Origin of the sequence: Enterococcus sp. AN402, assembly GCF_040719405.1 — a bacterium.
GTDB lineage: Bacteria > Bacillota > Bacilli > Lactobacillales > Enterococcaceae > Enterococcus > Enterococcus faecalis.
In genome coordinates this window covers 282,210-295,148 of sequence record NZ_JBFDTM010000004.1, presented here as the reverse complement: position 1 = coordinate 295,148, position 12,939 = coordinate 282,210, and the positions used below count along the sequence as shown (strand labels likewise).

Sequence of the window (12,939 nt, the reverse complement as noted above, 5' to 3'; positions counted from 1 at the left end):
CTGAAAGGAGTTCAATCAGCTATTATTTAATATTGAATTTTGCACGTAATTTTGCGGCATTTTTCCCTAATAAACGATCAGCTAAGCGAATCTTCAAGACCGAATAGCCATAAAAAGCGCCTCCTGCAGCAGCCACAATTACAACGATAATGAAGGCTTGGAAACGTCTAGTTGGATCTAAAAATAGATACAAGAACTGACGGAAAATCAAAGCGATAATCATCATGATGACTGTAATACAGAACATTAACAATGTTCGCCGTAAGGTTAATTTGTAATTAAAACGTGTCACTTGACGAATTCTTCTTAGAATCAATACGCAAGAAACCGTAAAGCCAATCATCGTTGCTAATAACGGACCGTAAACTTCAAATAAACGGATTGCGGGGAATTGCACGATTAATTTCACTGCTAAACCAATTCCTAAATAACGCATTGCGTCACGATTTTCATACATCCCCATCAACATATTTGACACTAACATATACAAGCCCAAGAATAAACTAGCGTAACAAGCTTGCACTAATAAAGAAGTACCTAAAGCATCTGGCATGTAAAAAACAGTGTATAGTGGTTGCGCTAAAACAATCATACCGAACGTTGCTGGCAACATTACAAACACAAAAAGTTGTAAATTATTACTAATCAAACGCGCTAACTCACGGTGATTTTTTAAGGTGACCGCTTCTGTAATCAACGGTAATCCAGTAGCCGAAATCGAAGTCGCTAAAGCCACGACAATCATGGTTAATTTGTCCGGATTGGCATTAAAAATACCGAAAAGCTCTCGTAATTGGGTATCTGAATAATCCGTAAACAAACGCATAAAGTTTGAGAAAGTAAACTGATCGACAAGTTTAAAGACAGTCACCCCTGAGCCGACTACAATAAAAGGAATCGCCTCTTTAAAAGTTTCAATCAATAACTCTTTTGGAGCAATTTCATGTTCATTGGCGCTGTGTTCTTCTAAATAATCAAATAATGGTTTTTGTTTGTACATGTAATAACCTAAAACCGCAAAACTTGCGAGCATCCCAATAAATGCCGCAAAAGTGGCTTGGGTCACCGCTGTAACGTAATTACCTTCAAAGACTTTCATGATAATAAAAGCAGTTAATAACATGTAAAAAACTCGTGCTACTTGTTCAACAATTTGTGATAAAGCAAAGGGCATCATTTCTTGATTTCCTTGGAAATAACCGCGAATGACACTCATGCTTGGGAAAACTAAAACGGCTAAACTTAATGAACGCATTGTTGGAACTAATTCAGGACCTCCGCCAGACAAAGCTGCTAATGCCGGAGATGCCAAATACATCACAATAGCAAAAACCACACCTAAGCCACCCATTAGTTGTAAGGCACGATAAAAAAGCTGTCGACTAATTTTATATTCGTTCAATGAATTATAATGCGAGGTCTGCTTGGCAATCGCACCTGGAATTCCGGCGGTAGAGATCATTAGGAATAAGGCATAAATCGTATACCCCATTGAAAACAAACTGTTCGCTTCGTTTCCGTGCTCGCCCATCCAAGCGTACCAGGGGATGATGTAAATCGCCCCTAACATGCGGGAGATAATATTACTAGCTGTCATCCAAGCTGAGCCTTTGACCATTTTTTCTTGGTTCGTCAGGATTGGTTGATCAACTGAATTTGGTTGATTGATCATTTTGTCCTCCAATATTCTTTGAGTATGCTTTCTTTATTTTAATTGTTCATCTTGGGATATGCAACGACTTTCTCGAAGAATTATCCTATTTTAACATTTCTCATGGATTTTCTCACGCTAACGAGATGGTTTTTTTAAAAGAAAAATAATGCTATAATGACATCAGTTTTGAAATTTCGTTGAAACGTTTGGAGGCAAAAAAAGTGACGATTTCATTATTCGCAATTCGCGATTGCTTAGAAAAAGAAGATTTATTAAAAGAATTTATTTCACCAGAAGGCTGGCACTTGACTCTTTCCGACACGTTAGGTCAACGAGAAGTAACGGCTCTTTCTTACGATTCGAGAGACGTAACAGCAGAAACACTCTTTTTTTGTAAAGGATTAAACTTTAAAGAAATCTATTTAGAAAATGCTGTAAAAGACGGCCTAGAAATCTATGTTTCTGAGGTGCCTTATGAGGTTCCGGCACAACTAGGAATTATCGTGACTGACATAAAAAAAGCAATGGCTGTGTTAAGCATGGCTTTTTATGATTATCCACAAAATAAATTAAAACTGATTGGTTTTACTGGAACCAAAGGTAAAACAACAGCGGCTTATTTCACCAAATATATCTTAGATGTTGCTACACAACAAAAAACAGCCTTGCTTTCTACCATGAATTCGACATTAGATGGCAAAACATTCTTTAAATCTGCATTGACTACACCCGAATCTTTGGACTTGTATCGAATGATGGCAACCGCTGTTGCTAACGGGATGACTCATTTTATTATGGAAGTTTCTTCCCAAGCCTACAAAACTAATCGTGTCTACAAGTTATTTTTTGATGTCGGCATTTTTTTAAACATTACCCCCGACCATATCAGTCCAATTGAACATCCAACCTTTGACGATTACTTTTATTGCAAACGTCAATTGATTACACATTCTAAAGTCATTGTGTTGAATCACGAAGCTGATTATTTTCCATTACTTAAAGAAACTGCACAACAGCAAAAAGTCCCAGCCATTGTCTATGGCAGTCAGCCGGCTCCAGAAGTAGACTATTCATTCGCTGTTTCTTCAGAGGATTCCTTACGTTTTATCGTTGAAAGTCCTGCAGATGCGTTAGGATTGGCCGGCTCTTATCACCTTCGTTTAGGTGGTGATTTTAACAAAGGTAATGCGTTAAGTGCGGCGATTGCTAGTGTCCTTGTGGGAGCTTCAAAAGAAGAGTGTCAACAAGGAATCGCAGCAACCACCGTCCCTGGCCGGATGGAATCTTTAACGAATACCAACGGTGCAACCGTCTATGTTGATTACGCTCATAATTATGACAGTTTGAAGAATCTTTTAACCTTTGTCCGTGAAGAACATCCTGACGGCCGCTTAATCGTTCTTGTCGGTAGCACGGGAGACAAAGCGATTTCTCGCCGCAAAGACTTTGGTACGGTTCTTTCTGAATTGGCTGATGTTGCAGTCCTAACAACCGATGACCCAGCCAGTGAAAATCCAGCAAAAATTTGCCAAGAAATCCAAGCCCATATTACCAAAGAAATGCCTGTTTACACCGTTTTAGATCGTGGCGAAGCAATTGCTCACGCATTATCTTTAAGCACAACGGCTGATGATGCGATTGTCTTAGCTGGTAAAGGCGCCGACCTTTATCAAAAAGTAAACGGCGTAGATGAACCTTACGCAGGAGACTTTGCCCTTGCGGAAGCTTTCATTAATAAAAAGAACTAAATTATTTAAACACACATAAAAAAACAAGCTGCAACCACTTATCAGCAAAGGTTGCAGCTTGTTTTTTAAAGAACTTCTTTTATTTTCGTTACTTCTTCTTCTGATAAGCCATGACCGCCATCCACTAGTAAAAAGTCGACTGGAAAATGTTTCTTTAATTGGTTAGCTAAAGAAAGAACTTGTCCCGGAATACTCAACTCATCCTGAGCCCCTGTTGTGACAATCACTTTTGTCGCAAACTCACCAGATACATATTGATAGCCTAAATTGCTTGGATGCAGTAAAATAACAGTGTTAGCAATAGTCGGGTTCTTTTCTAACAGGCCTAAAATAAAATTGGCACCGTTAGAGTACCCTATAAAAATAACTTCATCGTATAACTTTTGCGGTTGCCAAACTTCTTCTAGAAACGCCGTCACTCGCTCATCAAAGTTAGCACGAGGTAATGCTCCATTGACTAATGGCGCAAAAAAGCGTCGCTGTTCGCCTACACCTTCTGTCCCTAAGTAACTTAGAACACTCGCTTCTGGATAAAGGGTTGCGATGGTGGTTAATAATTGATATTCATTGCCACCAGTACCATGGAAAGCAACAACTAATTGATTAGGTTTCGACCCTTTTTGAAAAAATTGTTTCATTTAATAAACCTCCAAGAAAGGAATTTTACTATGTATGCACAAATTCATCACATCTCTATTTTAAATCGATTGATAAAGCCTACATTTGACTTCTATCATAATACACTGGGATTAAAATTACTAATGAAAACGATCAACCAAGATGACCACACCATGTATCACTTGTTTTTCTCAGATAATGAGCAACGAACAGGTACCGAATTAACTTTTTTTGAATTGAATGATGGCCAAGATCAATCCTTTGGTACAAATACAATTGAACGAACTATTTTAAAAGTACCAACGCGCGCCTCTTTGGATTTTTGGGCAGAACGTCTTGAGCAAGCGGGTATCTGCCACTATGGTGTGGAAACATTTAACCAACACCCAATTTTGCGTTTTGAAGCGCCCGATAATACGCAAATGGCGCTTGTTCCGTTACGTGAATTTGAAAATGCGGAAGATTATTTTCCAGCTGAGCATTCTGAAATTCCAGTAGAACATGCAATTTTAGGCATTGATGCAATTCAATTACGCGTCCAATATGCCGCAGCTACCAAACAACCTTTAGTGGATTATTTACATTGGCATGAAAAAGAAACAGTACCTTTTTTTGAAACTGCGCATGAAGTAACCGTTCTGGAAAATCATCATCCACAGTTTTATCAAGAGGTACACATCATTGATGACCGTACCAATCCGCTTGCCATTGAAGGAATTGGTGGCGTTCATCACGTCGCCTTTGGGGTGGAAGATACGCAAGAATTAACGCAAGTTGACAGCCTGTTGGATGAAAAGAATTTTACAAACTCAGGGATTAAAGACCGTGAATTTTTCAAATCATTGTATTTTAGAGAACCGAACCACTTGTTATTTGAAGTAGCCACACAAAAAGGCCTGCTAGATGCCGAAGCCTACGAAAATCAAAGTCCAAACTTTGATGAAATCCCCCTTTATTTGCCTCACTTTTTGGCAGATCAAAGAGAACGAATCGAAGCGATTTTAGCACAACAACGCCATGAGTAAACAAAAATAGCGGTCCTAACCGCTATTTTTGTTTTTTAATATCCTATTATTGCCCTTTTTTGAAAAAAAGGAGTACACTAATAGTAGATGAACTGCGCAAGGAGGTGAGTACATGTTATCTAAGGAAGAAGTTCTACACTTATTGAACGAAGCAAAAAAAGAAGTCGATCGTTTAGAAACAAACCGCCAAGAAGATTTAGGTAATTCAATCAACTATATTGAAAATGAATTACAGCTCCAACGTGTCTTATCTCAAGTGGAAGCTTATGAAAAAGTACTTGGTTAATTGATTACGCATTAAATGAGAGAGGAGCAACCAGATTCAGGTGAATGAATCTGGTTGCTCCTCTCTCATTTTTTACTAGACTAATTCGTAAGCAAGTTCTCGTGCAATAATTTTTGCGGTTGTTTCAGCGATTTCTCCAGTAAAGCCAATGCATTGTTCCATATGCTCAGGTGAGCCCATCGTCATTTTACTTGTCAAAATACTGCAGCAAACCACTCGATGCTTTTGTCGAAAACTTTGATGCAATTCGTTGGCTAAAGTCATCGTTTTATTTACTTGTTCTCCTTTGGCTTCTGTCCGACCAAAAAAGTAGCCCAGACACATAACCCCGCCTGAAAGAGCACCACAAATACACTTCGCTCCTCCAACACCTACAGGAAACCCAGAAGCCATGGCCACAGCTTCAATGGGAATCTCCGCATCAAAGTGTTGCCGAATGGTCGCCACAATCGCTTCCGAGCAATAAAAATCACCGTTACGATAATAGGCTTCCGCTTCTTCCCTGATTGCTTGTAAACAAATTCTCTTTTTCAAAATGCCCTCCATTCTGTATCCGCTTTCATTTTATGAATAAAAGGACGCCAAGCATCCCTTTATTTTATAGATTTTCTGCAGAGGTAAATACTTCTGACACATCATCATCGTCTTCTAACTTGTCAACCAAGCGCTCTAATTGCGCTTTTTGTTCCTCGTTCAAGGTTAGTAAGGTTTGCGGAACCATTGTTAATTCAGCTTGTGCTAATGAATAACCTGCTTGTTCTAAAGCATCGCGAACCGCTGTAAAATCTTCTGGTGCTGTGTAAATTTCAAATACTTCTGGTGATGTTTCTAAATCCTCGCCGCCTGCTTCCAAAACGACTTCTAGCATGTCGTCTTCCTCAATTGCATGATCTTCTCTCTTAATGACAATATAGCCTTTACGATCAAACATATAATTCACCGAACCCGTTTCACCTAAAGAGCCACCATTTCGAGTAAACGCGACGCGAACATTGGTGGCCGTTCGGTTGCGGTTATCTGTTAGTGCATGAACTAAAACTGCCACGCCACCTGGCCCGTATCCTTCATAAGTTACCTCGTCATAATGTTCCCCTTCACCAGCACTACTGGCTTTTTTTATGGCGCGCGCAATATTATCATTGGGCATATTGGCTGACTTAGCTTTATCGACTGCTAAACGTAAAGCAGGATTCATTGCGGGGTCAGGGCCACCTGCTTTTGTCGCCATATAGATTTCCCTTGAAACTTTTTGGAAAATTTTCCCACGTTTGGCATCTTGCGCATTTTTACGCCCTTGAATGTTGCTCCATTTGCTGTGTCCTGACATCCTTGATTCCTCCTGACTTTTCGTTACTATTCTCCTTTATTCTACTCTTCTTTTCAGTTAGGAACAAGCGCTACCAAAAAAAGACCCTCGCTTATCCATCTTTCTGACGAATAAACGAAGCTCTTCTAAATTAGCGTCTTCTTTTTTTATTTTTCTTCAAACCATGAACCACCAAACAAATAACGATGGCTGTCAAAGCACCCATGGCATCCAACATAACATCTTGAAAAAGAGGGGTCCTTCCGCCTGTGATCATTTGATGAAATTCATCTAAACCTGCATAGCCAGTAGCAGCTAGCCAGGAAACAACAGCTGTTAAAAACAGACCTTTGATTCTTGGCACTAATCCAATGAACCAACTACCACCTAATAGAAAATACGTACCAAAATGGGCTCCCTTACGAATAAAAAATTCAACAAATTTACTATAACCACTAGCTTGAATGCTCACTTCACTGCCAGCATATTGAAAAGAAATGTTTTTTAATTGTTCTTCAAAAGGATGACTGCTCAGAAGTTTATCTAAAAGACCAACTTGTGATTGCTGTTCATACGTCTGTGATGAACTGAAAAATAAAATGGCCATAATAACAAACGCAATGACTAAATATAAATTACTATCTTTCAAATAATTTTTCATATAATCCTCTTTTCTTGGTTTCAAGTTACCCCGTGCCTGCCACGGAAAATTCTTTTTTATTATAGTCGGTTTCGAGGGAAAAAGAAACAACTTCTCTTAGGTCTTATGATATACTGAAAAGAAAAAAATGAAAGAAGGATTGGATATGACCTATTCTATTACATGGGATTTAGACAGTATTTTCCCCAATGGGAGCGAGTCCAAAGAACTTAGCCAACGAATGACTCAATTAACCGAACAGACAAAAGAGTACCATCAATTAATCACAGAATGGACACCAGAAAGTGCCCAAGGCAAAGAACAATTTGCTGAAATCTTAACGTTACAAGGGAAAATCTCAAATGGCTTTTCACAATGTAATAGTTTTTTAACTGCTTTAATTTCTGCTAATACTAATGATACCAAGGCCAAAATTTTATCAGGCGATTTATACAATCTGTTGCCAGCGATTCAATTAGCTGAAACCATTTTTACTAAAAAAATCACCGAGATTTCAGCAGAACATTGGCAAGCCCTGTTAGCCGAAGAACCGTTCAAAACAATGGCTTTTCGCTTAAATGAATTACGCCGTGATGGAAAAAAACTGCTTTCCGAACAAGAAGAAAATATCATCAATACGCTTTCTCTAGATGGGTTAAATGCTTGGAGTACACATTACGATACGATTGTTGCTTCCATTGTGATTCCTTTTGAAGAAAAAGATGGCTCTGTGACAGAACTATCTGCAGGCCAAGCCTTTAACCGCATGATGGGAGATCCTGACAAAGAGGTTCGTCAACGTTTGTTTACAGCTTGGGAGAAAGCTTGGAGTGGCAAAGCTTCAATTTTAGCAGATACCCTAAATCACTTAGATGGGTTCCGTTTATCTGATTACAAATTGCATGGCACTACAGATTATTTAGAAAATCCCTTAAACTATAATCGAATGAGTCAAGAAACATTAACGGTTATGTGGGAAACCATCCAAAAAAATAAACAACCATTCGTCGACTTTCTAACGCGCAAAGCGCAATTATTCGGCAAAGAAAAAATGGATTGGCAAGACCAAGATGCACCAATTATTTTAGGTAATTTAGAAGAAAAAACGTATTCCTTTGATCAAGCCGCTGCCTTTATTTTAGAAAATTTCCGTAAATTCAGTCCGAAAATGGCTAATTTTGCCCAAATGGCTTTTGAAAAAAGTTGGATTGAAGCTGAAGATCGTCCAGGCAAACGTCCTGGGGGTTATTGTACAGAATTACCTGAAACACAAGAGTCGCGGATTTTCATGACCTTTGGCAATTCAATCAACGAAGTAGCTACTTTAGCCCATGAATTAGGTCACGCTTTCCATAGTAGCGTGATGTGGGATTTACCTTCATTGAATCGAGAGTATGCCATGAACGTAGCAGAAACAGCTAGTACCTTTGCAGAATTGATTGTTGCTGACGCCACCTTAAAAGAGGCCAAATCAGACGTTGAAAAGATTAACCTTTTAGACACAAAAATGCAAAATGCCATTGCCATGTTTATGAACATTCATGCGCGTTTTATCTTTGAAAATAATTTTTATCAAGCGCGCCAAAAAGGTTTAGTAGCGGAAGAAGATATTACTGAATTAATGTTAGCGGCGCAAAAAGAAAGCTACAAAGATAGTCTTGGCAGTTATCATCCTCATTTCTGGGCGAGCAAATTGCACTTCTTTATTGATGATGTGCCTTTCTATAATTTCCCATATACTTTTGGCTATCTATTCAGCATGGGTATCTATGCGTATGCCAATCAACAAGGCAGCTCTTTTGAAGACCAATACATTGCGTTATTAAGAGACACTGCTTCGATGACAAGCGAAGAATTAGCAAAAAAACATTTAAATGTTGACTTAACAAAACCTGATTTCTGGCAGGCCGGCATTGATCAAGTCCTAAAAGATGTGGAACAATTCATGACTTTAACTGAAAACTATGTAAACTAAGCAAAAAAGAAACAGTAACCAACATCAGGTTACTGCTTCTCTTTTTTTCAAATAGTTTCGATACGCAAAGTAGCCCACAAGCATTAGTCCAAACGTAACAAATTCAACTACTGGCATGGCTAACCAAACACCGGTTAATCCTAGTAATTTCACCAAAATAAATAAAACTGGCACAATTAAAAAGAACCCACGCAAAGAGGAAATCATTAGCGCCATTTTCGGTTTACGAACTGCCGAAAAGTAATAAATCCCCATAAAATTCAATCCTGTAAACAAGAAGGAAATCGCATATAAGCGGATGGCTGTCCTAGCAATTTGCGCCAACTGGTCGTTCCCTTCGCTATTAAAGACCTCAATAATTTGTCCCGTAAACACTTGACTGATTAAAAAGAACAGGAAGCCGGCGACCAAGTACGTAATAAAGCTAAGTTTAACAAATTTACGCAACACCTTCGTTTCCCCTAAACCATAGTATCGGCTGAGTAATGGTTGCGCCCCTTGCCCAATCCCTGTAAAAATGGCAATCACAATAATATTGAGATTGGCAACAATCGCATAAGCTGAAATCGCCACATGACCAACTAAGTTTAACAAAACAATATTAAATAAAAACATGACAAAGGCCGAAGAAAATTCATTTAAAAAGGAAGAAAAACCAATCGACATAATTTCTCGAACATCCTGAAATTTCACTTTAAACTTTTCAAAACGTAAAACTCGTTGCGGCGACCACTTATGCAACGTAATCAGGATTAAGCTTGTTAACGGTGACATCACCGTTGCAATGGCCGCACCTGCCATACCCCACCCAAATTGATAAATAAAGACATAATCCAAAATAATGTTGACAATTCCCCCACTGACAAAAGCAATCGTTGCCAAACGAGGATTATGGTCATTTCTTAAAAAAGTAATCAGGCAATTGTTTAAAATAAATAATAATGAACAGCTAAGGTAAATCATATAATATTCCTTTGCCAAACCAAACAAGACACCGGTCCCCTGAAGTCCCCGAATAATTTGATCGGAAAAAATCAAACTCGCTAAAGTAAAGAGACTTCCTATAACGAAAACTAACCCAATCGTTAAACTAAAATACTGATTGGCTTTTTTGATTTCTTTTTGCGCAACCGTGGTCGAAAACAACGTAGCGCCGCCAACGCCAAACATCCAACCTAATCCATTAATAATATTAACGAGTGGTAAGACAATGTTAAGCCCCGCCAACGCCTCGGTGCCGATCCCATTTGCAATGAAAAATGTGTCCGCCAAAATAAAAATTGATTGCGCCGCCATACTTAAAATTCCTAACAGAACATTTTTATAAAACAACGCAGTAAAATGGTTTTGCTGTGTTTGCTCCATACCCAAATCTCCTTCTAACAAAAAAAGGACTCATTCTTTTTGCTTCAAGGCTTACGCAAAAATCAGAATCCTTCAATTATTCAACCCAGCGATTAAATAATCTGTCTATTTATTGATACTTCTAGGTTAGCATTCTCTCTTCGAAAAAACAACCATCCTTTTATTTTTCTCATTTTAAACTTTCTTAAGCAGTTGCAGTTGTTTTTGAACCACTTGCCAATCTTCTTTCACGACTTCTTTTAAACGATAATTATAAAAGACAGCCGCTGGATGGAAGAGTGGAATGATTTGATAGGTTTTCTGCGTCCAATGATAGTTTTGTGATTGCTCACCAAATGTTTGAATGGGCGACTGAATGACCGTTCCGTGCACTGCAGTGATTGTTGGCTTTGGTCCTAAAAGTCGTTGCAACCCAATATTCCCCAGTGTCAAAATTAGTTCAGGTTGGCAAACAGCGATTTCCCAATCAAGCAAAGGCGCAAAAATTTTGATTTCTTCTTTGGTTGGCGTTCGATTAGGAAATTTGGTTACTCTTTCTCCCGTTTTTGCAATCTGCTTCGTTTTTACAGAAAAAGGCCGACTCCTAACCGCACTGGTGATATACACCGTTTCACGACTTAAGCCAACTTGTTGTAATTGTTCCATCAACAATTGACCTGAACGACCAATAAATGGCACATTTTCTTTAATTTCTTCTTTTCCAGGGGCTTCCCCAATCAGCATCACTTTTGGCTGTTGCGGGCCTTGCCCTTCCACAAAACCTTCTAATGGTAAGTCTTTCGCTTTAGCTAAAACTGCTTTTTTCAGATGTTCAGGATAGTGCATTTACCATCACGCCTCTCTTCTGGTGTTCTTCCTTCGCTATATTGATTATAAATAAGGCCCAAAAGAAACTCAAAAAAGGAGCCTACTCATTTAGGAGCTGGTTTTTCTACACACAAAGCTTTGTCTTTAGCTAGATAAAAAGGCCGTAAGTAACCAACTAAATTAGACATTGGTAAAACCTCCGATGGTAAGTCAATCTTCAATGTCTCCTTTAAATAGGCTTTGCGTGTCGCAATCCGTTGCCACATGTCTGGATAAGTTTGCTGAATCTCTTTTTGCAGTGTTTCATCAGCCAAAGCCACACATTCTTCTGCACTCACCCCTGTATAACCAGGTACAGAAGGAATAATATCCACTTGAAAGAGCATGCCACTTTCCAAACGAATGGCTGAATCTGGATAAATAGGCGACGACATCCATTCATCATCCGAAACTAAATGCCCAGGATTCAAATGCCAGTGATAGATTTCTTTTGGTAACTGTTCTTCAATTGCTTGGTACATTTCTCGTCCTAATAGTCCGATTCGAATGGTTTCAAGCCAGTGAACGACAGCTTGAAAATAGGGTTTTGCTACGCGCTCTAAATAATCACGTTGCGCTTCTGGCAATTGCTGCTCGTTTTCAATAACAAAACCTGTTCGGCTAGACAAGCCGCCTTTGTAGCCTGTAGTTAATGATAAGGCATCACCTAACTGAATTTCTTTGGCAGTCGGATACATGTTTGCATATTCAAAACGTTGACCAGTTGCCGCAATGGTTACTACCGTCGGCGTTTGACCTTCATCATTTAACAAAGCCCCAATGTCCGTTTCACGCTGTCCTACTTCAATTGCATTTAAGGCCTTTAACATACTGCGAGAAGCCAAATTCGCCCCATATTCATAGTGCGCCAATTCGTTGGCATTATTTGTTGTGCGGGCCCCCTTTGCTCCAATCAATAAGTGGGTCCCATTTAGTAAACGAGCTTCTTTCGGCAGCGCTTTTTTCAGTGCTTCGACAATAAAATATGGCACATCAAACATAGTAGCAGGTTCTTGCTGTTGTGTCGTAAACATTTTCCACCCAACGATACCTATTTTTTGAGCAGTTTCATCGAGAAGCGTTTCAAAAATCTGCGACAACTTTTGTTCCCCAGCCATTGGTTGATTCGGTAGCGAAAAAGCTGGATAATGAATTAAATCGGCTGAGATGCGGGCATGTTGGCACAGTTTTAAATTTTCATTGCCTAAAATAAGTGTCGCCATACCATCCTTATTTAACACAAGAAGTCCTTCTTCAAACCTTGGAATAAAGCCAGTTAAGTATTCAAAATTACTGCCATGCTCTTTGTCTGCATAGAAGACCAATTGATCGAATTTTTCTGTTTCCATTCGTTGTAATACTTTCTGCTTACGCGCCATCATCGTTTCATTCGTCAAATACGTTGGAAAAACATTCTCAAAAACAGTAGGTTCAGCAATATGTGTATAATTAATTTTTCGCTTCATTATTATCCTC

The 12,939-nt window shown here is 38.9% G+C and carries 12 protein-coding genes; 4 read left to right on the top strand and 8 right to left on the bottom strand.

All coding sequences use genetic code 11. From position 1 onward, the window contains the following. Positions 1 to 22: 22 nt before the first annotated feature. Positions 23 to 1,672 carry a polysaccharide biosynthesis protein gene (locus AB1I62_RS02880; protein WP_002364837.1) on the bottom strand — a complete coding sequence of 550 codons (1,650 nt, stop codon included), beginning with the start codon at positions 1,670 to 1,672 and terminating at the stop codon, positions 23 to 25. 203 nt (positions 1,673 to 1,875) lie between these two features. On the opposite strand from AB1I62_RS02880, the gene AB1I62_RS02875 reads away from it, so the two are divergent. After that, the gene (locus AB1I62_RS02875) at positions 1,876 to 3,402 is read left to right on the top strand and encodes a UDP-N-acetylmuramoyl-L-alanyl-D-glutamate--L-lysine ligase (RefSeq protein ID WP_082153297.1); all 1,527 of its coding nucleotides are present in this window, start codon (positions 1,876 to 1,878) and stop codon (positions 3,400 to 3,402) included. Positions 3,403 to 3,467: 65 nt separating this feature from the next. Here the strand turns inward: AB1I62_RS02875 and AB1I62_RS02870 are convergent, their stop codons facing one another. Beyond that, positions 3,468 to 4,040: an alpha/beta hydrolase gene (locus AB1I62_RS02870; RefSeq protein ID WP_002358653.1), complete on the bottom strand. Its 573-nt coding sequence runs from the start codon at positions 4,038 to 4,040 to the stop codon at positions 3,468 to 3,470. Positions 4,041 to 4,070: 30 nt separating this feature from the next. Here AB1I62_RS02870 and AB1I62_RS02865 point away from each other — a divergent pair, with 30 nt between their 5' ends. Together AB1I62_RS02865 and AB1I62_RS02860 are read left to right on the top strand one after the other, a co-directional pair. Continuing rightward, the gene (locus AB1I62_RS02865) at positions 4,071 to 5,045 is read left to right on the top strand and encodes a ring-cleaving dioxygenase (protein ID WP_048737395.1); all 975 of its coding nucleotides are present in this window, start codon (positions 4,071 to 4,073) and stop codon (positions 5,043 to 5,045) included. 112 nt (positions 5,046 to 5,157) lie between these two features. Then, complete coding sequence (locus AB1I62_RS02860) at positions 5,158 to 5,331, top strand: hypothetical protein (protein WP_002355495.1); 174 nt, start codon at positions 5,158 to 5,160, stop codon at positions 5,329 to 5,331. A gap of 75 nt (positions 5,332 to 5,406) precedes the next feature. Here AB1I62_RS02860 and AB1I62_RS02855 read toward each other — a convergent pair whose 3' ends face one another. The 3 genes from AB1I62_RS02855 to AB1I62_RS02845 form a co-directional block, all read right to left on the bottom strand. Next, complete coding sequence (locus AB1I62_RS02855) at positions 5,407 to 5,877, bottom strand: C-GCAxxG-C-C family protein (protein WP_025189908.1); 471 nt, start codon at positions 5,875 to 5,877, stop codon at positions 5,407 to 5,409. A gap of 52 nt (positions 5,878 to 5,929) precedes the next feature. Then, complete coding sequence (locus tag AB1I62_RS02850; RefSeq protein WP_048737397.1) at positions 5,930 to 6,658, bottom strand: YebC/PmpR family DNA-binding transcriptional regulator; 729 nt, start codon at positions 6,656 to 6,658, stop codon at positions 5,930 to 5,932. Positions 6,659 to 6,788: 130 nt separating this feature from the next. Then, positions 6,789 to 7,298 (bottom strand): VanZ family protein, encoded by a 510-nt coding sequence (locus tag AB1I62_RS02845; protein ID WP_002366143.1) that lies wholly within the window; start codon positions 7,296 to 7,298, stop codon positions 6,789 to 6,791. A gap of 127 nt (positions 7,299 to 7,425) precedes the next feature. Here AB1I62_RS02845 and AB1I62_RS02840 point away from each other — a divergent pair, with 127 nt between their 5' ends. Next, a complete protein-coding gene (locus tag AB1I62_RS02840) occupies positions 7,426 to 9,252 on the top strand; it encodes a M3 family oligoendopeptidase (protein WP_174104881.1) in 1,827 nt (608 codons plus the stop codon). A gap of 24 nt (positions 9,253 to 9,276) precedes the next feature. Here the strand turns inward: AB1I62_RS02840 and AB1I62_RS02835 are convergent, their stop codons facing one another. From AB1I62_RS02835 to AB1I62_RS02825, 3 genes are all read right to left on the bottom strand, one after another. Continuing rightward, positions 9,277 to 10,617, bottom strand: coding sequence for an MATE family efflux transporter (locus AB1I62_RS02835; RefSeq protein WP_010777402.1), 1,341 nt, complete (start codon positions 10,615 to 10,617; stop codon positions 9,277 to 9,279). Positions 10,618 to 10,791: 174 nt separating this feature from the next. Beyond that, positions 10,792 to 11,442 carry a uracil-DNA glycosylase gene (locus AB1I62_RS02830; RefSeq protein WP_104859412.1) on the bottom strand — a complete coding sequence of 217 codons (651 nt, stop codon included), beginning with the start codon at positions 11,440 to 11,442 and terminating at the stop codon, positions 10,792 to 10,794. Positions 11,443 to 11,528: 86 nt separating this feature from the next. Further along, positions 11,529 to 12,929, bottom strand: a complete 1,401-nt coding sequence (locus AB1I62_RS02825; protein ID WP_104859411.1) for an aminopeptidase P family protein — start codon at positions 12,927 to 12,929, stop codon at positions 11,529 to 11,531. Positions 12,930 to 12,939 lie beyond the last annotated feature (10 nt).